This window comes from Undibacter mobilis, assembly GCF_003367195.1.
Classification (GTDB): Bacteria; Pseudomonadota; Alphaproteobacteria; order Rhizobiales; family Xanthobacteraceae; genus Pseudolabrys; species Pseudolabrys mobilis.
The window spans coordinates 251,236-270,303 of the sequence record NZ_QRGO01000003.1 but is presented as its reverse complement, the minus strand read 5'-3'; the positions used below and the strand labels follow the sequence as shown (position 1 = coordinate 270,303).

Genomic DNA, 19,068 nt, shown 5'->3' with positions numbered 1-19,068 from the left:
GAATGCTAGTCGAAGGAATCAGGGGTGTCACCAGCAATCGTTGCTGCACTGCGCCAATACGACCGGAGCGTCGAGAACGACCGCCCTGCCGCCGCGCTCGATGCTGAGCCGCGCTATCCACTCGCCTCCGGATTGTATACGCAAGCTTCCCACCACCCAGGTTCCGTCAGGGCCTGCGGCCGCATCGCGGGTCACGGTCTCAAGCGCCTTGTTCTTGGGTTCGAGGGTTAAACGGACACGATCAGCGGCGTAGGACCGGTAATCTTCGTGCCAGAGCTGGACGGTTGCCGTGGAGACGCCGGCCCGTCCGGGGTTGATGGTCAGATCGGCCATTACCTGCGCGGTGTGGATATGGACGAAAGCTGCCTCACGATTAACCGCTGCTGAAGACGTATGCACATGTGCGGCCGGCGGCAGGGTGCCGAGTAGCCCCACAAGCAGCAGAACCCCGAGGCCGAGCCCCGTCTCCGCCAGCGCCGTGCCGGCCAACGCGCGCAACGCGCCCGGCCGCGGCAGCGCCGGTGTCAGCCGGAACCGGTTAAAGGCGGCCAGGGCCAGCATGGCGACAAACAGGCCGATCTTCAGCGCCAGCGCCCGGGCATAGGTGGTGGCTAATGGATCGGTCGGCCAGCCGACCAGAATGGCGGTATTGACGATGCCACTGGCGAGGAGCGCTGCCACGGCGATCAGCGCGACTGTGCCGAAGCGCCGGGTGACCTCCGCCGCGAGCGCGCCCTGGGCCGGCCCGGTTCGGCTCCGCCACAGCAGCCACGCCAGCGCCGGCAGGGCCCCGAGCCAAGCGCCGGCCGCAGCGAGATGAATAACGTCGGATGTCAGGTGGATTGCACCGGTCATCCCGGTCCCGGCCCCGGCATGGCCCATGATGGCGACGCTTGCGATCAGCGCCGTGGTTGCCGCCAAGGCCGTCCAGCCGTTTCCTTTCCACAGCAGCAACGCCGCCGCGATCAGGACCAGCGCCAGCCGCAGACAGCCGATCCGGCCGAAGCGTGTGTCCAGCGCGACTGTCGTGATTCCACCGTCGCCAAACACCTCGGGAAGGGGGACATCGAGAATGGTGGCGGCGATGAGAGCTAGCCACAGCGCGCCGGACACCGCCGCCACCGCGAGCGCGGCCAGGGCCAGCCCGCGGAAGCCTTGTTCGGCGCCCGCGCCGCCGGCCGGCCCGCTCCGCGCCCCCGCGCGCGCGGTCAGCAGCGCGAGCACGAGGGTGCCCATGGCCACCGTGCAGGCGGCGAAATGAGCGGCGCGGACGATGACCAGCGGTTCGAGCACCCGCGGGGCTCCGCTTACGGGCTCACGGTGAAGCTGAAAGTGCCCTGCGTTCGATGGGTATCGACCGAGAGAATCTTCCACGTCACCGAATAAACGCCGGGCGTCAGCGGCTTGACCTTGATCTTGAGGTTCGCGGCATTGTCCGCCGCGACCTCGGCCTTGCCGATCTGCATCGCCGTGCCTTTGGCGTCCTGCACCACGATCGAGGAGAACTTTGGCTCGACCGCTTCGGTGAACCACAGCGACACTTCCTTCGGCGCCGCGACAGTCGCGCCGACCGCCGGTTTCGCGTGATCGAGATGGCCATGCGCCAGCGCCGAGATTGGCGCCAGCGCCAATGCGCCGGCGATCAGAAGACCCTGGTGTTTCGTGAACACACGTCTCATGGTCAGTGCGCCTTCGTTGCGGCCGGCAGCAATTTCAGCGCCGGCGCCGGTTCGCCATGCCCGCTGCCGGTCTTGGGCGTCGATGGCGTTTCAATCCAGCGATGCTCGCCCTTTTCGCAGGTCTGAACCACCGGGAAATAGATGGTCGTGTTCGGCGCCAGTTCGCCGGCGATGAAGGCCTGCATTGTGAACTCGTCGTAATAGGCGTCCGGAATATTGCCGCCCGACCAGATGACTTCCTTAGGCCCTTGAGTCAGCTTGGCACCGTGCAGGTAGCTGTAGGGCTTGGCATAGTCGCCACGTTTCACCTCGAGCGTCCAGCCGGGCTTCACCATCGGCTTGACTGAAATGATGCCTTCGGGAATCTGCACCGAAACCTTTACGGTGGCGGCGCCGTCGCAGCCATGCGGGACGCTGAGCACCGCTTTGTAGAACGATCCGACCGGGGCTTCCTTCTTTTCCAGCGTGATGTGGGCGAGCGCCGGGCTGGCGCCGACGGCAGCGAACAGCGCGGTGGCGAGGGCGATGGTTGATTTGCGTTTCATGGCCGTTGTCCTTGTCAGTGCTTCTGATGAGGTTGAGGGTGGGAATGATCGTCCATCGAGACGAGACCCTCGAAGCGCGAGAACATCGCAACGCGCTCCGGTGGTGTTTGACGTCCGGCATCTTTGACGATGGCGACGAGCTGTTTGGCCGAAACCTCTGCGATGCCGGCGTGGATCAGTGCGTTCGGATCGAGCAGCTGATCGCCGGCACAGAGAATGATCGTCCAGGTGCCGCTCTTGAGCCGAAGCAGTGCGCGGCCGCCCATGTCGCCTTGCGTCCAACTGGCGACCGCGTGATCGCCAACGACGGCGACCGGCTCGACGGCAAGCCGCTGCTCCGGTTTGTCGAAGGCGGCCATCAAAGCGTGCCGGATGGCGCTCGCCTGGGGCGGATCGCGCCATTCGGCGTATGCGCCCGCCGCGGTCAGGACGACGGCCGCGGCAATCGTGAAGAGGCGCAAGAGTTTCATGCGGCCTCCTATAGTTTCAGGCGGAGGCCGGCATAGACGGCGCGGCCGTAACCCGGATTGAACAGGGCTGAGTTGGCCGTCGCGGTTCCGGCCGTCATCGTCGTCGAGATGTATCGCTTGTCGAACAGGTTGCGGCCTTCGACATAGCCGGACCAGCCCGTGCCGCGGTCATAGCCGACCTTGAAATTCAGCAAGGCGTAAGGATCGATCGTTAGCGTGTTGGCATTGTCGGCGTAGAAGGACTGCGGCATCCACTCGATATTGGGACCGGCATAGAACCCGTTCGGATTCTTGTAGAGAACCTCGGCCTTGAGCATATGCGGCGGCACGCCGGGCAGGCGGTTGTTGCCCCAGGTGGCGTCGCCGTCGAACCGGAAGTCGCTATAGGTGTAAGAGACGTTGAGCCAGACGCGGTCGTCCTGTGCGTGGATCGACTTCAGGAATGCGAAGCCAAAGCCCGCCTCGATGCCTTGATACACAGTGCGATCGGCATTGGTGACGGTGCAGAGCGCCCACGGTGCGGTCGTGAGGCACTGCAATTCGTTCTTGAGCCGCGCGTGGTAGACCGACAAATCCCAGGTGACATCCGGCCGGCGTCCGCGCGTGCCGATTTCGTAGGTAGTTGCGGTTTGCGCGTCGACATTGGTGCTGGCCGGCGCGGCAAAAGTATTGGTGTCGAAGGTCGGCACCTCGGCGCTGCGCGCGATGTTGCCGTAGACCTGCCAGCCCGGATCGACGTCCCACAGCAGGCCGACTTTCGGGCTGAAGATGTCGTAGGTGCGGCGGCCGGACTGGTCGCCGTCGGACAGGAACTTGTCCTGCCGGTCGCGTACGGCATGCAGGAACTGTCCGCCCAGCACAAAGGCGACGTTTTTCAGGAAGTAGAACGAGTTTTCCGCGTAGATGGAATAGTTCTGCGACTTGTCCAGCGTCGAGAACAGCAGCGCACCCTTGGTCGCGTTGGCGACATTCGTGTATTCTTGGTAGTCCATCGTGCCAACGAGCGCATTGACGCCCATGACGAGATGGTTGCGATAGCCGCCGATGTTGCGCTCGTCGGTGGCGCGGGCGAAGCCGCCGTAATCGGCCACGGTGAAGTCGAGATAGCGATAGATCGGATGATCGACATGTCGCTGGTGGGTGTAGATGCCGAGGTCGATGGTGGTCGCGTCAAGGCGCAGCGTCGTCTTGTTGGCGATGCGGATCGAGTCGATATTGCGTTGCTGGTCCTGCGCTACGAAGTCGGGATCGGCGGTGCGCGGCGCATTCAACGCGGTTGACTTGGTGAGTTCGCCCGGCAGGCGCTGGCGCCATGAATTGGCGTTCACATAGAAGCGCGTTTCGGCATTGGGCGAGAACCGATAGCCGAAGTTCGAGTTGAGGCGCTCGATATGGCCGTTGCTGTGGTCGCGATAGCCGTCTTCGCGCTGTGCCGAGGCGTTGATGAAGTAGTCGTGCTGGCCATAGACGCCGGCCGTACTGGCCGCGCCTTTCACATAACCGAAGCTGCCGGCATCGAAGCGCGCGTCGAATTTCGCGGCGTCGCGACCGGTCGGCATCACGAAATTGATGGCGCCGCCGAGGGCATTGGCGCCGTAGCGCAGCGCATTGGCGCCTTTGTAGACCTCGACATAGCGGTAGGCGGTCGGGTCGATCTCGAACACGTCGAACAGGCCGTCGGACGAATTGATCGGAATGCCGTCGATCGACAGGTTGATGCCGCGATTGCCGTAATTGCGTGTCAGGCCCGAGCCGCGGATCGACAGCCGGTTGTCGATGTTCGACTTCGGCTGCGCGATAACGCCGGGCACCCAGCCAACGACGTCTTTGACCGTATTCGCCGGGCCGTCCTTGAAGGCGGAGTCGGGCACGATCTCGACGCCGCCGGGCGTCTGTTCGATGTCGCGCTGCGCTCGTTCGATGGTTGGCGTCACCAGCGACGGGTTGGTGTCGCCTTGGACGACGACCTGAGGCAGTTGAACGGTCGATTGAGCATTTGCAGGCGATATCAGCGCGATCGCATAGAGCGATGCGCAGCCGAGCCAACGGCTGGTGGGCATAATTCCGGTCCTTTCCACAAACGATGAGCGCGCGACAAAACCGTCGCGTTACGTTCAGACGTTGTGGATCGGAGGACCGCGGGCGAGGCTGGGGGAGGCGTCGACGCTCGTGGTATGCGCCGCGTCGGACGGCTGCAGAACGCGCAGCAAACGGCCGGGCTCGAGAATGCCGGCGAGCACGCTGTCGATGCCGTTCGACGAAAACGGCGTCGCGCTGCACAGGCTGCAGTGGTCGCAGGCCTTGCTCGGCTTGGCGGGCTGTCCGTCGGGGGCTTGAGCAGTCTGGTCGGCGGTTTGCGCGACGTTATGGCAGATGGCGGAGAGGGGATCGAACGAGCCGGCGGCGGGGACGGGAGCCAGGGCGGCCCACAGAATCGTATTCAGCGCGATGACGTACATCGCGAGAACCGATACCCACTGACGCCAACCCAGACGCATTCCAATACCCCTTGACGATTCACCTACCATTAACTTTTGGCCGGTGCCAGCCCCTCAGGTGTTGCCGGTTCTGCGGAGCGCTGGGAGGTCATCGCCGAAATCGCATGGGTCCGTATTTAAGCAGCGGTTAACCGCGCGGTCGCTATCGTAAACGCATCCTGAACGGCGCCCCGATTCATGTGGGCGCGCAGGGCGATAGCGCGGAGTCATGACCGATGTGCGGGTTTGCGGTTGCGATCGGTTGGCCTGACGCCGAACTCACCGTCGCGCGTCTGATCGACGGCATTCTGCATCGCGGCGATATCACCGATCCGCTATTCACGCCGTTTCCGGATGTCGCGATGTGTACGCGGCGTTTGCGCATCGTCGATGCCGAACACGGCACCCAGCCGCAAGTCTCGTTCTTCGGCCGGCTCGCAGTGTCTTACAACGGCGAGATCTACAATCATGTCGAGTTGCGTCGCGAGCTTGAAGAGCTCGGCGTCGGCTTCCGCACCCATTCCGACACCGAAGTGCTGGCCAATGCCCTGCAGGTCTGGGGCCATCGTGCGCTCGAGCGGCTCAACGGCATGTACGCCTTCGTCGCCATTGATCTGGTCAGCGGGGAGTTTCTGGCCGCGCGCGACCCGTTCGGCGTCAAGCCGCTCTATGTCATGCAGCAGGGCGCGAGATTTCTATTCTGCTCGGAAATGAAGCCGCTGCTCGACGTCGTGCCGGTGGGCGATGTGATGCTGCTGCCGCCGGGCTATGCCATGTCGAAGAAGACCGTGGCGCGCTATCGCTCGCCGATTTATCCGCGCGTCGATCGGCCGGTGGAAAGTTCGGCCCGCGTGCTCGATGACATTCTGCGCGGCGCCGTCGAACGCCGTCTGCCGCCGGATCTGCCGGTCGCGACGTGGTTCTCGGGCGGCATCGATTCAACGCTGGTGGCGCATTACGCGCGGCAGCTCCGCCCCGAAGCGCCGGGCTATTTCGTCGGCGGACCGGACGCGCCGGATTATCGCTTCGCCGAAGCCTATGCCGCTAAGACTGGTTACGATCTGCGGGTCGTGCCCTTCGATACGCAGAGCCCTGAGGCATTCGCTTCGATCGACGATGTCATCACCGCCACTGAATCCTTCGAGCCCAATCTGATCCGCGGCGCGCTGGCTTCGCTCGAAGCCAGCAAGGCCATGCAGCGCGACGGTTTCCGCGTTGGGCTGTGCGGGGAGGGTGCCGACGAATTGTTCTGCGGTTACGCCCCCCTTGAAATCGCCTTTCATGAAAGCCCGGCCGATGGTGCGCAGTGTCGCGATGAGTGCCTGTCGCTGATGCATCGCGTCAGCCTGCAGCGCGTCGATCGCTGCTCGATGCGGCAATCGCTGGAAATGCGCGAGCCGTTCCTCGATCCGGCTGTCGTCAACTATGCGCTCGGGCTCGCTCCGGAGGCCCTGGTCCGCGCCGTCGACGGGCTGCCGACCGGCAAGATGCCGCTGCGCGATCTCTACGACCTGTACCCGGACGAATTGCCGGCCGTCATCCGCGACCGCGCCAAGGTCGCCTTCGGCGAGGGCGCCGGCCTCAACCCCGGCCGGGACGGCTGGATGAGCCGGTTCGAGGACGTCTATTCCGACAACGACCTGCGCGATGGTCAGCAAGAGTTCGCGGCTTTCAGCGTGCAGTCGAAGGAGGAGCTCTATTACCTGCGGCGGCTCGCCACGGTGATCGACGTGTCCCGTGTACCGCATTTGACCGACCGGGCCTGGATCTCCTTCCCCGTCGTGCAACACCTCGAAAAGCTCAAGGCCTACGCGCATTTCAGCCTTTAATACGCCTCATGGCGAGGAGGGCCGTAGGCCCGTCTCGAACCATGGGGCGGCCTCGTCCTTCGAGACCCGCGCCACAAAGCGTGCTCTCAGGATGGGGCCGAGTGGGGCCCTTGTCTTTTTGGGTCCGATCCGCTTTCACTAACCCCCTGTTTCACCCACGAAAAGCCGGCCTGACCCCATGCGCCTGTCCCGCTACTTTCTGCCCACGCTCCGCGAACCGCCCCGCGAGGCCGAGATTGTCTCGCACCGTCTGATGCTGCGCGCCGGCATGATGCGCCAGGAGGCGGCCGGCATTTATGCCTTCCTGCCGCTGGGGCTGCGGGTGCTGCGCAAGATCGAGCAGATCGTGCGCGAGGAGCAGAATCGCTCCGGCGCCATCGAACTGCTGATGCCGACCATCCAGTCGGCCGAACTGTGGCGCGAGAGCGGTCGCTATGACGCCTATGGCAAGGAGATGCTGCGCATCCAGGACCGTCACGAGCGCGAGATGCTCTACGGTCCGACCAACGAGGAAATGATCACGGAGATCTTCCGCGCCTCGGTGCGCTCTTACAAGGATCTGCCGCTCAACCTCTATCACATCCAGTGGAAGTTCCGCGACGAAGTGCGCCCGCGCTTCGGCCTGATGCGCGGCCGCGAATTCTTGATGAAGGATGCTTACTCGTTCGACGTCGACGAGGCTGGCGCGCGGCATTCCTACAACAAGATGTTCGTCGCCTATTTGCGCACCTTCAAGCGTCTTGGCCTGACGTCCATCCCGATGCGCGCCGACACCGGGCCGATCGGCGGCGACTTGTCACACGAATTCATCGTGCTGGCGGACACCGGCGAGTCCCAGGTGTTCTGCCACAAGGACTATCTCGGCATGGCCGTGCCGGACGAGAAGGTGAATTTCGACGACATCGCCGGTCTGCAGAAGACGGTCGATCAGTGGACTTCGCTCTATGCGGCGACGGAAGACATGCACGAGCCGGACAAATACGCCGCCGTTCCCGCCGATGCCCAGGTATCGGCGCGTGGTATCGAGGTCGGTCACATCTTTTACTTCGGCACCAAGTATTCCCTGCCGATGAAGGCGGTGGTCGCCACCGCCGATGGCAAGGAAGTGCCGGTGCATATGGGTTCCTACGGTATCGGCCCGTCGCGGCTCGCTGCGGCGATCATCGAGGCCTCGCATGACGAGGCCGGCATCGTCTGGCCGGAGCCGGTGGCGCCGTTCAAGGTCGCGCTTCTGAACCTCAAGCAGGGCGATGCCGCGACCGACGGTGCCTGCGACCAGCTTTACGCCGAACTCACCGCCAAGGGCGTCGATGTCCTCTACAACGACATCGACGAGCGCGCTGGCGCCAAGTTTGCCAATGCCGACCTGATCGGCCTGCCGTGGCAGGTCATGGTCGGCCCGCGCGGGCTCGCGGAAGGCAAGGTCGAGATCAAGAACCGCAAGACCGGCGAGAAGGAGCAGATGTCGCCGGCGGCGGCGGTGGATCTGCTGGGGCGGTGACCAGCGTCCGGGACGCGAGCCGGCCGGCAAATCCGGAACCCAGATGCGCATGAGGACCTTGCCGAATGCCGGGTTCGCGCTACGGCCGCGCCCCGGAAAGACGGATGAGAATAAACCTGTGGTCCGGCTCGGCTTTTCCGCCCACGAAACCGCCCGAATCGTGTGAAAACCCAACCCGGATGGGGTTCTTCACCAATGTCTGAGCCAAGCGGCACGCGACCGTTCTCGCGGTACGAATGGATGCTGTCGCTGCGCTATCTGCGCGCGCGTCGCAAAGAGGGATTCATCTCGGTCATTGCCGGGTTCTCCTTCCTCGGCATCATGCTGGGCGTGGCTACCCTGATCATCGTCATGGCAGTGATGAACGGCTTTCGCGCCGAACTGCTCGACAAGATCCTCGGCCTCAACGGCCATCTTCTGGTGCAGCCGCTGGAAAAGCCGCTGACCGACTGGGACGAGGTCGCCGCGCGCATCTCGCAGGCGCAGGGCGTGAGGCTCGCCGCGCCGATCGTCGAGGGGCAGGCGCTGGCGTCCTCGCCGTTCAATGCCGGCGGCGTGCTGATCCGCGGCATCCGCCTCAAGGACATGGAAGGCCTGCCGTCCATCGTCAACAACATCAAGCAGGGCTCGCTCGGCGGTTTTGACGACGGACAGGGCGTTGCCATCGGCCGGCGTCTGGCCGACCAGCTTTCGCTGCGCGCTGGCGACAACATCACGCTGGTGTCGCCGAAGGGCGCGGTGACGCCCATGGGTACGACGCCGCGCATCAAGGTCTACAAGATCGCCGCGGTGTTCGAGATTGGCATGTCGGAATACGACAGTGCCATGGTGTTCATGCCGCTGAAGGAGGCGCAGGCCTATTTCAACCGCGCCGGCGATGTCACCGCTATCGAGGTCTATACCGACAATCCCGACCGGGTCGATGTCTACCGCAAGGCGGTGCAGGACGCTGCCAAGCGGCCGATCTTCATCATCGACTGGCGCCAGCGCAACGCCACCTTCTTCAACGCGCTACAGGTCGAGCGCAACGTCATGTTCCTCATCCTGACCTTGATCGTGCTGGTGGCAGCGCTCAACATTGTCTCCGGCCTCATCATGCTGGTGAAGGACAAGGGCCAGGACATCGCCATTCTGCGCACCATGGGGGCGACGCAAGGGGCGATCATGCGCGTGTTCCTGATCACCGGCGCGGCGATCGGCGTGGTCGGCACCATTGTCGGCTTCCTGCTCGGCGTGGTGGTGTGCCTGAACATCGAAAGCATCCGCCGCTTCCTGTCATGGCTGACCAATACCGAACTGTTCTCGCCGGAGCTGTATTTCCTCTCGCATCTGCCGGCGCGTATGGACACCGGCGAGACCGTGGCTGTTGTGCTGATGGCGCTGGTCCTGTCGCTGCTCGCGACGCTGTACCCCTCCTGGCGCGCGGCGCGTCTCGATCCGGTGGAGGCGCTGCGTTATGAGTGAGATCATCGTCGAGACCGAGACCGTGGTCGAAGAGGGTGTGGCGCAGGACGTGCCGATCCTGTTCATGCACCAGGTCGAGCGCCATTACAGCCAGGGCGAAGCCACGCTGGATATCCTGCGCGGGGCCGAACTGGCGCTATGGCCGGGGCAGTCGGTCGCGCTGGTGGCGCCCTCCGGTGCCGGCAAATCGACGCTGCTGCATCTTGCCGGGCTGCTCGAACATCCCGATCACGGCGATGTCTATATCGGCGGCAAGGCGACCGCGAACCTGCCGGACGCCGAGCGCACGCGCATTCGCCGCGTCGAGATCGGCTTCGTCTATCAGTCGCACCATCTGCTGCCTGAATTCACGGCGCTGGAGAATGTGGTGCTGCCGCAGCTCATCCGCGGTCTCGGACGCGCCGAGGCGAAGAAGCGGGCGGCCGAACTGCTCGGTTATCTGGGCCTCAAGGCGCGCCTCAACCACCGCCCCGCCGAGTTGTCCGGCGGCGAACAGCAGCGCGTCGCGATTGCCCGCGCTGTGGCCAATGCGCCGCGCATCCTTCTCGCCGACGAGCCGACCGGCAATCTGGACGTCAAGACCGCGGAGCATGTGTTCGCGGCGTTCAATCAACTGGTCAGTGCGTCGGGGCTCGCCACCATCATTGCCACGCACAATATGGATATCGCCGCTCGCATGGACCGCCGCGTGACCATTCGCGACGGCCTTGTGGTGGAACTGGATTGAGGCGGCAACAAAAAACCACCCCCGTCAGGGAGTGGTTTGCGTCGGGCTCTGAGTGCCGTTTACTTGAGCTGATTAGAGATCGACGTAAAACTTGTATTCAGCTGGGTGCCGATCGTGTTGACCATCGCGATGATCGCCACCGCAATGCCAGCGGCGATCAGGCCGTATTCGATCGCCGTGGCGCCACTCTCGTCTTCAAAGAAGGCGCTGAGCTTTCTCACCATACGCATCACTCCACTCCAGACAGTGCCAAACCCCGCCCTGTTCAACGGGTGCGTGTAGCCTAAAGGTGGGTTGTAAACGCGACGTAAATTGACGCGAGTAAATCAAGAATACAATCAGGGCGAGTTCCGTCTCGATGCGAGGTGAGCGCTTGTTTTATCGCCAATAAATTTGCGTCGGAAGGCTGACTGGGCCGTCAGCAGGGCTCTTTCAGTCCGCTTTATCGGTCGTCTCGCCGATATCGGTGATGGCTTTGACAGCCAAAGCGGCCTTTTCCTGCATTTCCTCGTCGTGCCGCGCTTTCAAAATCTGGTGCTTGATGGCCAGAGTGGAGGGCATCTTGATGGTCCGACCGAACTTGCGCATTGTCATTGTCGATCTCCGCCCTTCGGGGAACCGCCGTCGGCATTCCAGCGGTCGAGGTCCGCGGCTTCGGGGTTGCTGGCCCTGACAACGTTGTCGACGTTCTTGTCGAGCCACTTTTGGTTTTCGACCATCGTTTTGGCACTGCGCTCCTGGTCTTGGCGCTCCTGGTCTCGGCGTTCTTGATCCTGAAGTTTCGTCATTCGAGACTCCCTAAAAAAAATAGCCCGGCAGCGCGCCGGGCTTTTGCATCCATGCAGCGTCTATGACGCCGCGCGGATTACTTACTGTCGGCCGGCTTGGCCGGCGGATTGGTCTGGCCCGGCTTGTTGCTCTGATCAGGCTTCGCCGGATCGGCGGCTGCGGTCTGGTTCACGGCCGGCTTGGTATCGTCAGTATTCACGGGAATATTTGTCATATTATTTCTCCTGAAATACCTAAAAGTCATTTTTCAAGTACATAACTGATATGGGCGCTATTCTTGTAATTACTAGTCGCAGACCGCGTTATTATCGCCATTTACGTGAAAACGTCTGAGGGATAATTCCATTCGACGCGTGCTTTGGGTGACGCTTGACTCTAGAACAGAAAGTGAACTATGTTCTCTTTACGTTCTTAAGGAGGGTCACATGTTCAAGATCGTCGTTCAGGAAGCCGCCACGCTCGCCGCCCTGTCGCTGTTCGTCGGCATGGTTGCGATCTGGTCCCAGGTTATTGGGAATCTCTAAAGATCGGTGGCCTGCAGCGAACGAAGAGTTCGTGTGCCGGCTTGCGTTTCAAGTTCCGCGTTTGGCCAAAGCGTCCGATGCTGTCTGTTGCGTTTCACCTCTGTTGCGTACCAAGGCTGTCTGTAGCGTAGCCCGCGTCTAGTCATGTCCGGCCGGCGTTCCCCGACGCCCCCGCCGGCATGACGGGTACGGCGGGCGATAAAACGGGGTATCCGGCTTTCCAGTCCGCTTGGGGATCGAGCGGCGGGAACAAGCCGGGCCCGCCTGCAAAAGCCGGTTTCAGGCTTGGGGCCTGTGCATAGTCGGCAGAACCGGCTGCGATGCAGCGGCGAGGGTGGACGGAAGGGTTTGGCGTCCCCACTCTGGGGCGAACAGAATCGCTTCAGGCTTCCGGTCCGTCATAAGGCGGACGAGCCAGAGCACATCGCGCAAAGACCGACTGATCATGGCCGACCTCGATTTCGTGCATCTGCACGTCCATTCCGCCTATTCGCTGCTGGAGGGCGCGCTGCCCATCGGCAAGCTCGCGGAACTGGCCAAGGCCGACAAGCAGGCGGCGCTGGCGCTGACCGACACCGACAACATGTTCGGTGTGCTGGAATTTTCCGAAAAGATGGCGTCCTCCGGCATCCAGCCGATCGTCGGCTGCGCCCTCGCCATTGACTTTGGCGACACCGATAACGGCCCGCGCTCGGCGCTGGCGGCGAGCGATCGCCAGCGTATCGTGCTGCTGGCGGCGAGCGAAGACGGCTATCGCAGTCTGATGCGGCTGAATTCGCGCGCTTTCATGGAGTCGCCGCCGAACGAGCCGCCGCGCGCCAAGATCGAATGGCTGGAAGACGACCATGACGGCATTGCCACCGGCCTGAAGACCGGCATCATTGCGCTGACCGGCGGCCCGTCGGGACCGCTCGATCGCGTGATTGCCGCGGGGCAAAGCCAGGTCGCGGCGGCGCGGCTCGACCGGCTTGCGGCACTGTTCGGCGACCGCCTTTATATCGAATTGCAGCGCCACGGCATGGCGGTGGAGCGCGGCGTCGAGAAGGTGCTGATCGACTTCGCCTATGAGCGCGGCATTCCGCTGGTGGCGACCAACGAGCCGTTCTTTGCCTCTGCCGCCGACTACGAATCCCACGACGCGCTGATCTGCATCGCCGAAGGGCGCTACGTGTCCGACGGCGAGCGCCGCCAGCTCACGCCGGAGCATCGCTACAAGAGCCGCGCCGAAATGGTGGCGCAGTTTTCCGACCTGCCGGAGGCGATCGCCTCGACCGTCGAGATCGCGCAGCGCTGCGCCTTCCGGCCGAAGACGCGCAAGCCGATCCTGCCGCGCTTCTCGGTCGGCGAGAACGGCGCCACCGCCGACGAGGCGACGGAGCTGCGCCAGCAGGCCGAGGCGGGCCTGACCCGCCGCATCGAGACGGCCGGCATCGCCGAAGGCTTCACCGAGAAGGACTACCGGGACCGGCTCGACTTCGAGCTCAACGTCATCGAGAAGATGAAGTATCCCGGCTACTTCCTTATTGTGTCTGACTTTATCAAGTGGGCGAAGGATCACGGCATCCCGGTCGGCCCGGGCCGTGGTTCGGGCGCCGGCTCGCTGGTCGCCTATTCGCTGACCATCACCGATCTCGATCCGTTGCGCTTCGGTCTGCTGTTCGAGCGCTTCCTCAATCCCGAGCGCGTGTCGATGCCCGACTTCGACATCGACTTCTGCCAGGACCGCCGCGAGGAGGTGATCCGCTACGTGCAGGAGCGCTACGGCCGCGATCAGGTGGCGCAGATCATCACCTTCGGTACGCTGCAGGCGCGCGGCGTGCTGCGCGACGTCGGCCGGGTGCTGCAGATGCCCTACGGTCACGTCGACCGGTTGTGCAAAATGGTGCCGCAGAATCCGGCCGCGCCGATCAGCCTCGCCAAGGCGATCGAGGACGAGCCGAAGCTGCAGGCCGAGGCCGAAAGCGATCCGACCGTGGCGCGCGCCTTCGCCATCGCGCGGAAGCTGGAAGGCCTGACGCGCCACGCCTCGACCCACGCCGCCGGCATCGTCATCGGCGACCGGCCGCTGGCCGAATTGGTGCCGCTTTATCGCGATCCCAAATCCGACATGCCGGTCACCCAGTTCAACATGAAGTGGGTAGAGCAGGCGGGGCTGGTGAAGTTCGACTTCCTCGGCCTGAAAACGTTGACCGTTCTGAAAACCGCGGTCGATCTGCTCAAGCTGCGCGGCATCGACATCGATCTCGGCGCCATCCCGCTCGACGACAAGATCACCTACGACCTTCTGGCGCGCGCCGAAGCGGTTGGCGTGTTCCAATTGGAAAGTCAGGGCATGCGCCGGGCGCTGCTCGACATGAAGCCCGACCGTTTCGAGGATATCATCGCGTTGGTCGCGCTCTACCGGCCGGGCCCGATGGCCAATATCCCGACCTATTGCGCCCGCAAGCACGAGCTGGAGAAGCCCGACTACATTCACCCGAAACTGGAGCCGGTGCTGAAGGAGACCTTCGGCGTCATCGTCTACCAGGAGCAGGTGATGCAGGCTGCGCAGTTGCTCGCCGGCTACTCGCTCGGCGACGCCGATCTTCTGCGCCGCGCCATGGGCAAGAAGATCCGCTCCGAGATGCAGAAGCAGGGCTCGATCTTCGTCGAGGGCTGCGCCAAGAACGATATTCCGAAGGCGCAAGCCGAAGCGATCTTCGAACTGCTCGAGCGCTTCGCCGACTACGGCTTCAATAAATCGCACGCCGCGGCCTACGCGCTGGTCGCCTATCAGACCGCCTATATGAAGGCGAACTATCCCGTCGAGTTTCTCGCCGCGTCGATGACGCTCGACATGGGTAACACCGACAAGCTCTCGGAATTCCGTGCCGAGGCCGAACGCCTCGGCATCAAGGTCGAGCCGCCGTCGGTCAATCGCTCGGGCGTCGAGTTCGGCGTCGAGGGTAACACCATCATCTACGCGCTGGCGGCGCTCAAGGGCGTCGGCCGGCAGGCGGTGGAGTCCATCGTCGAGGCGCGCGGCGACAAGCCGTTCGCCGATCTCGCCGATTTCGCCGCGCGCATCAATCCGCGCGCCGTCAACAAGCGCGTGCTGGAAAGCCTGGTGCAGGCCGGCAGCTTTGATGAGTTCGACAAGCACCGCGCCCGTGTCTTCGCCGTGATCGACCAGATCATGGGCGAGGCGCAACGTCAGCACGAGACGGCGGTGAGCGGCGCCATGGAGTTTTCGTTCGGTGAAAGCAATGCGCGTCCGCCTCTGCGCATGCCGTCGGTCGAGCCATGGCTGCCGGCCGAGCGGCTCAAGCGCGAATACGAGGCGGTCGGTTTCTTCCTGTCCGGCCATCCGCTCGACGACTACGCCGCCGTGCTCAAGAAGATGCGCGTGCAAAGCTGGGCCGAGTTCTCCCGCGCCGTCAAAAACGGCCAGACCGCCGGCAAGGTCGCAGGCACCGTGGTGTCGCGGCAGGAACGCCGCACCAAGACCGGCAACAAGATGGGCATCTTCGGCCTGTCGGATGCTTCCGGCGCTTATGAGGCTGTGATCTTCTCCGAGGGGCTGGCCGAATATCGCGATCTGCTGGAGCCCGGCAAGGCGGTGTTGATGGTGTTGTCGGCGGAAGTGCAGGGCGACGATGTGCGCGCGCGCATCCAGACCGCCGAACCGCTCGATCAGGCCGCCGCCAATCTGCAAAAAGGTTTGCGCGTGTTCCTGCGCGAGGCGGCGCCGCTTGAGGGCGTCGCCAAGCGGCTCGAACCGGCACCGCCGCGCGCCAGCGGCGCGGGCGAGGTCAGCATGATCCTGCTGCTGGGGCAGGGCCGCGAGGTCGAGGTCAAGCTGGAAGGCCGCTACAAGGTGTCGCCGCAAATTGCCGGCGCCATCAAGGCGGTGCCCGGCGTGGTCCAGGTCGAAGCGCTGTAGCCGCGCCGCCTCTCTGGTCTGCCTCGGTCGCGCACGGTATCATCGCGTGACGTCGTGCGACCGCGATCCACTCAACGTTCAGACACTTGCAACAGAAGAGGGCCGGTTGTCCGTCGACCTTTCAAACCATTGGCTCGATCGCCCCGTCGATCCAGGAACCGACCACGTCCTTGGCCCGGTCAATGCGCCCATTACGCTTGTCGAATATGGCAGCTATGCCTGTCCTTACTGCCGCGCCGCCAATGATCGTATCGCCGAAGTGCGAGACCGCCTTGGCGATCGCCTGCTATACGTCTTCCGCCACAAGCCGCTGACCGGCAGCGACCTCGCCCGCCGCGCCGCCGAACTGGTCGAGCGCGCCAGCGACAGCGAGCATTTCTGGAAAGCGCATGTCACGCTGATGTCGCGCTCGGAAACGCTGACCGAGGACGACCTCGTCGCCGCCGCCCGCGAGCTCGACCTGCCGCTCGACGATGCCGGCGCCGAAGACATGGCCCAGCACGCTTTCGAGCGCGTCTCGGCCGACATCAGCAGCGCCAAGGCGAGCGGGGTGATGATCACGCCCACGTTCTTCATCAATGGCCGCCGCTACGACGGCGCCTGGGACGAATCCTCCTTCGGCGACGCGGTGCTCGGCACGCTCGGGCACCGCGTGCGCATTGCGGCGCTCGATTTCGCCGGCTGGGCGCCGTCGGCCGGCATTCTGCTGCTGCTGACGACCGTGCTGGCGGTAGCGCTGACCAACTCGCCCATGGGCGAAGCCTTCGAGCATTTCTGGCACCAGACGCTGGGCGTGACGTTCGGCAGCCGCGCATTCAACATGTCGCTGCTGCACTGGATCAATGACGGCCTGCTGACGATCTTCTTCCTCGTCGTCGGGCTGGAAATCAAACGCGAGTTCACGGTCGGTCATCTGTCGAGCCCGCGCCTGGCTGCGCTGCCGATTGCGGCGGCGATCGGCGGCATGGTGGTGCCGGCTGCCATCTACCTGTCGATCATTCCTGCCGGGCCGTGGCTGCACGGCTGGGGCACCGCGATGGCGACCGATACGGCCTTCGCGGTGGCGCTCATCGCCATGATGGGAAGCCGGGTGCCCGTCGAGCTGCGCATCTTTCTCACCGCGGCGGCCATTGTCGACGACATCGGTTCGATCATCGTCGTCGCGGTGTTCTACACCGGCGACCTTGAGATGAACTGGCTCGGCGCCGGTGTCGTCGTGCTTATCGCGCTGGCGATGCTGAACCGCTGGCGCTTCTACAACGTCACGCCTTATGCGCTGCTCGGCATCGTGCTGTGGGCCTGCGTTCATGCCGGCGGCCTGCATGCGACGCTCGCCGGCGTGCTGCTGGCGCTGTTCATTCCGACGCGGCCGCCGGCGAACCTGAAGGCGCTCACGGTCCAGGCCAGCACGATCATGGGGGCCGAGTACAAACGCGCGGGCGAGGCGCTGCACCATGGCCCGTCGGGAGCGGCGCTGCGCGCGCTCGATGCCATCCACGACCGTCTTGAATCGCCGGCCGACCGGTTGCTGCGCCATTCCGGTGCGCGCTCGAGCTATATCGTGCTGCCGCTGTTTGCCTTCGCCAATGCCGGCGTCGCTTTTTCTCTCGACGTTTTCAATGGCCACGGGTCGCTGATGGCGGCAATCGGCGCCGGCCTGCTGATTGGCAAGCCACTCGGTCTCGTCGGCGCCTCGGCGCTGGCGGTGGCGCTGCGCATTGCGGTCAAGCCCATTGAGTACTCATGGCGGCAGCTGGCCGGCGCCGGCGCGCTTGCCGGCATCGGTTTTACCATGTCGCTGTTCATCGCCGGCGAGGCCTTTCCGGTCGCGGGAGATTATGCGGCGGCCAAGATCGCCGTGTTCGCGGCCTCGGTGTTGTCGGCGATCATCGGCGTCGCCATCCTGTGGAACGCCAAGGCGCCGGAGGAGGCGGCTTAACCCGCCTGCCGTTGCCACACCGGAAACGGATCGGGCAGCTTGCGCCAGGCGCTGATATCCATGCCGGGCTTGCCGCGCACGAGGCAGGCATCGAGCCGGGCGCGAATGGCGTTCTCGTCCATGTTGGTGCCGATGAAGACGATCTCCTGCCGGCGGTCGCCGTAAAGCGTGCTCCAGTTGCGCGTGAGCATTTTCTGCCACGCCGGATCGCGCGGCCAGCGCGCCTCCGGCACCGCGGCCCACCAGAAGCCGAGTGCGCCGGTGCGCACGATGGAGCCGGCCTGGCTGAGTTCGCCCAGCCATTCCGGCCGTGTCGCCAGCCAGAAATGGCCCTTGGCGCGGATCACGCCCGGCCATGGCTCGTTGAGGAACTGCTGGAATTTTGCCGGGTCGAAGGGCCGGCGCGCGCGATAGACGAAGTTCTTGACGTCGTATTCCTCCGTCTCCGGCGTGTGATCGGCGAAGCCGTACAGCTCCTTGGCCCAGACCGGATGCTGCTCGGCCTTCTCGAAATCGAAGCGGCCCGTATCGAGCACGCGATCGAACGGCACGTCGGCGAAATTCGCTTCGATGAGGTCGGCATCGGGATTGAGTGAGCGGATGATCTGCCGCGCCGCCTGCAACTGCGCTTCGGTGGCGTCGGCGATCTTGTTGAGCACGACGACATCGGCGAACTCAATCTGATCCACCAGCAGGTCGACCAGCGTGCGCTTGTCGTCCTCACCGAGTGACTCGCCGCGGTCGCGCAGGAAGTCGCGTGAGGAATAATCCTTCAGCAGGTTGGCGGCGTCGACCACCGTCACCATGGTATCGAGGCGCGCGACGTCGGACAGGCTGTCGCCGTTCTCGTCGCGGAACGAGAAGGTGGCGGCCACCGGCAAAGGCTCGGCAATGCCGGTCGACTCGATCAGCAGATAATCGAAGCGGCCTTCTTCCGACAGCTTGCGCACTTCCTTGAGCAGATCCTCGCGCAAGGTGCAGCAGATGCAGCCATTGGTCATTTCGACCAGCGTCTCATTCGTCCTCGACAGATTCGCACCGCCATCCCTGATCAGGTCGGCGTCGATGTTCACCTCGCTCATGTCGTTCACAATCACAGCGACCTTCAGGCCTTGCCGGTTGTTGAGAACGTGATTCATCAGTGTCGTCTTGCCGGCGCCGAGAAAGCCCGAAAGTACGGTGACGGGGAGTTTGTTCATGAT

17 protein-coding genes are annotated in these 19,068 nt (G+C 63.9%); 6 read left to right on the top strand and 11 right to left on the bottom strand.

Features of this window, described 5'->3' with window-relative positions; genetic code table 11:
- Nucleotides 1-27: 27 nt before the first annotated feature.
- Genes copD through DXH78_RS18680 form a run of 6 tightly spaced genes read right to left on the bottom strand, consistent with a single transcriptional unit; the run spans nucleotide 28 to nucleotide 5,192 of the window.
- The gene (gene copD / locus DXH78_RS18705; RefSeq protein WP_115518779.1) at nucleotides 28-1,293 is read right to left on the bottom strand and encodes a copper homeostasis membrane protein CopD; all 1,266 of its coding nucleotides are present in this window, start codon (nucleotides 1,291-1,293) and stop codon (nucleotides 28-30) included.
- A 14-nt stretch (nucleotides 1,294-1,307) separates the two neighbouring features.
- Nucleotides 1,308-1,679, bottom strand: a complete 372-nt coding sequence (copC, locus tag DXH78_RS18700; protein WP_115518778.1) for a copper homeostasis periplasmic binding protein CopC — start codon at nucleotides 1,677-1,679, stop codon at nucleotides 1,308-1,310.
- Between the two features lie 2 nt (nucleotides 1,680-1,681).
- Nucleotides 1,682-2,224, bottom strand: a complete 543-nt coding sequence (locus DXH78_RS18695; RefSeq protein WP_115518777.1) for a YcnI family copper-binding membrane protein — start codon at nucleotides 2,222-2,224, stop codon at nucleotides 1,682-1,684.
- A gap of 14 nt (nucleotides 2,225-2,238) precedes the next feature.
- Nucleotides 2,239-2,694, bottom strand: coding sequence for a copper uptake system-associated protein (locus DXH78_RS18690; protein WP_115518776.1), 456 nt, complete (start codon nucleotides 2,692-2,694; stop codon nucleotides 2,239-2,241).
- A gap of 8 nt (nucleotides 2,695-2,702) precedes the next feature.
- Complete coding sequence (locus DXH78_RS18685; RefSeq protein ID WP_115518775.1) at nucleotides 2,703-4,754, bottom strand: TonB-dependent receptor family protein; 2,052 nt, start codon at nucleotides 4,752-4,754, stop codon at nucleotides 2,703-2,705.
- A gap of 54 nt (nucleotides 4,755-4,808) precedes the next feature.
- The gene (locus DXH78_RS18680) at nucleotides 4,809-5,192 is read right to left on the bottom strand and encodes a DUF2946 family protein (protein WP_115518774.1); all 384 of its coding nucleotides are present in this window, start codon (nucleotides 5,190-5,192) and stop codon (nucleotides 4,809-4,811) included.
- A 215-nt stretch (nucleotides 5,193-5,407) separates the two neighbouring features.
- Between DXH78_RS18680 and DXH78_RS18675 the strand changes: the two genes are divergently transcribed.
- The 4 genes from DXH78_RS18675 (at nucleotide 5,408) to DXH78_RS18660 (ending at nucleotide 10,692) form a co-directional block, all read left to right on the top strand.
- Nucleotides 5,408-7,000 (top strand): asparagine synthetase B family protein, encoded by a 1,593-nt coding sequence (locus tag DXH78_RS18675; RefSeq protein WP_115518773.1) that lies wholly within the window; start codon nucleotides 5,408-5,410, stop codon nucleotides 6,998-7,000.
- Between the two features lie 178 nt (nucleotides 7,001-7,178).
- Nucleotides 7,179-8,501 (top strand): proline--tRNA ligase, encoded by a 1,323-nt coding sequence (proS, locus tag DXH78_RS18670; RefSeq protein WP_115518772.1) that lies wholly within the window; start codon nucleotides 7,179-7,181, stop codon nucleotides 8,499-8,501.
- A gap of 195 nt (nucleotides 8,502-8,696) precedes the next feature.
- On the top strand, nucleotides 8,697-9,965 hold the full coding sequence (locus tag DXH78_RS18665) for a lipoprotein-releasing ABC transporter permease subunit (RefSeq protein ID WP_115518771.1): 1,269 nt from the start codon (nucleotides 8,697-8,699) through the stop codon (nucleotides 9,963-9,965).
- Nucleotides 9,958-10,692 (top strand): ABC transporter ATP-binding protein, encoded by a 735-nt coding sequence (locus DXH78_RS18660; RefSeq protein ID WP_115518770.1) that lies wholly within the window; start codon nucleotides 9,958-9,960, stop codon nucleotides 10,690-10,692. The genes DXH78_RS18665 and DXH78_RS18660 overlap by 8 nt, the downstream gene beginning before the upstream one ends.
- 59 nt (nucleotides 10,693-10,751) lie before the next feature.
- Here DXH78_RS18660 and DXH78_RS18655 read toward each other — a convergent pair whose 3' ends face one another.
- The 4 genes from DXH78_RS18655 to DXH78_RS19970 all read right to left on the bottom strand — a co-directional run bounded on the left by DXH78_RS18655 (nucleotide 10,752) and on the right by DXH78_RS19970 (nucleotide 11,695).
- Complete coding sequence (locus DXH78_RS18655) at nucleotides 10,752-10,916, bottom strand: Flp family type IVb pilin (protein ID WP_115518769.1); 165 nt, start codon at nucleotides 10,914-10,916, stop codon at nucleotides 10,752-10,754.
- Nucleotides 10,917-11,124: 208 nt separating this feature from the next.
- Nucleotides 11,125-11,286, bottom strand: coding sequence for a hypothetical protein (locus DXH78_RS19975; RefSeq protein WP_168192887.1), 162 nt, complete (start codon nucleotides 11,284-11,286; stop codon nucleotides 11,125-11,127).
- Nucleotides 11,283-11,480: a hypothetical protein gene (locus DXH78_RS18650; RefSeq protein ID WP_115518768.1), complete on the bottom strand. Its 198-nt coding sequence runs from the start codon at nucleotides 11,478-11,480 to the stop codon at nucleotides 11,283-11,285. Before DXH78_RS18650 ends, DXH78_RS19975 begins: the two co-directional genes overlap by 4 nt.
- 77 nt (nucleotides 11,481-11,557) lie before the next feature.
- Entirely contained in the window at nucleotides 11,558-11,695 is a 138-nt protein-coding gene (locus tag DXH78_RS19970) for a hypothetical protein (protein WP_168192886.1), read from the bottom strand.
- Between the two features lie 755 nt (nucleotides 11,696-12,450).
- Between DXH78_RS19970 and dnaE the strand changes: the two genes are divergently transcribed.
- Nucleotides 12,451-15,927, top strand: coding sequence for a DNA polymerase III subunit alpha (gene dnaE / locus DXH78_RS18645; RefSeq protein WP_115518767.1), 3,477 nt, complete (start codon nucleotides 12,451-12,453; stop codon nucleotides 15,925-15,927).
- Nucleotides 15,928-16,033: 106 nt separating this feature from the next.
- Nucleotides 16,034-17,866: a Na+/H+ antiporter NhaA gene (gene nhaA, locus DXH78_RS18640; RefSeq protein ID WP_115518766.1), complete on the top strand. Its 1,833-nt coding sequence runs from the start codon at nucleotides 16,034-16,036 to the stop codon at nucleotides 17,864-17,866.
- On the opposite strand, the gene zigA is transcribed toward nhaA, so the two are convergent.
- Nucleotides 17,863-19,065, bottom strand: coding sequence for a zinc metallochaperone GTPase ZigA (gene zigA / locus DXH78_RS18635; RefSeq protein ID WP_115518765.1), 1,203 nt, complete (start codon nucleotides 19,063-19,065; stop codon nucleotides 17,863-17,865). The genes nhaA and zigA overlap by 4 nt on opposite strands.
- Nucleotides 19,066-19,068: the final 3 nt, after the last annotated feature.

Bases quoted from the DNA above. Each gene is read 5' to 3' on its own strand.
- copC (WP_115518778.1), bottom strand. From the start codon at position 1,679: ATGAGACGTGTGTTCACGAAACACCAGGGTCTTCTGATCGCCGGCGCA.
- DXH78_RS18695 (WP_115518777.1), bottom strand. From the start codon at position 2,224: ATGAAACGCAAATCAACCATCGCCCTCGCCACCGCGCTGTTCGCTGCC.
- DXH78_RS18690 (WP_115518776.1), bottom strand. From the start codon at position 2,694: ATGAAACTCTTGCGCCTCTTCACGATTGCCGCGGCCGTCGTCCTGACC.
- DXH78_RS18685 (WP_115518775.1), bottom strand. From the start codon at position 4,754: ATGCCCACCAGCCGTTGGCTCGGCTGCGCATCGCTCTATGCGATCGCG.
- DXH78_RS18680 (WP_115518774.1), bottom strand. From the start codon at position 5,192: ATGCGTCTGGGTTGGCGTCAGTGGGTATCGGTTCTCGCGATGTACGTC.
- DXH78_RS18675 (WP_115518773.1), top strand. From the start codon at position 5,408: ATGTGCGGGTTTGCGGTTGCGATCGGTTGGCCTGACGCCGAACTCACC.
- proS (WP_115518772.1), top strand. From the start codon at position 7,179: ATGCGCCTGTCCCGCTACTTTCTGCCCACGCTCCGCGAACCGCCCCGC.
- DXH78_RS18665 (WP_115518771.1), top strand. From the start codon at position 8,697: ATGTCTGAGCCAAGCGGCACGCGACCGTTCTCGCGGTACGAATGGATG.
- DXH78_RS18660 (WP_115518770.1), top strand. From the start codon at position 9,958: ATGAGTGAGATCATCGTCGAGACCGAGACCGTGGTCGAAGAGGGTGTG.
- DXH78_RS18655 (WP_115518769.1), bottom strand. From the start codon at position 10,916: ATGGTGAGAAAGCTCAGCGCCTTCTTTGAAGACGAGAGTGGCGCCACG.
- DXH78_RS19975 (WP_168192887.1), bottom strand. From the start codon at position 11,286: ATGACAATGCGCAAGTTCGGTCGGACCATCAAGATGCCCTCCACTCTG.
- DXH78_RS18650 (WP_115518768.1), bottom strand. From the start codon at position 11,480: ATGACGAAACTTCAGGATCAAGAACGCCGAGACCAGGAGCGCCAAGAC.
- DXH78_RS19970 (WP_168192886.1), bottom strand. From the start codon at position 11,695: ATGACAAATATTCCCGTGAATACTGACGATACCAAGCCGGCCGTGAAC.
- dnaE (WP_115518767.1), top strand. From the start codon at position 12,451: ATGGCCGACCTCGATTTCGTGCATCTGCACGTCCATTCCGCCTATTCG.
- zigA (WP_115518765.1), bottom strand. From the start codon at position 19,065: ATGAACAAACTCCCCGTCACCGTACTTTCGGGCTTTCTCGGCGCCGGC.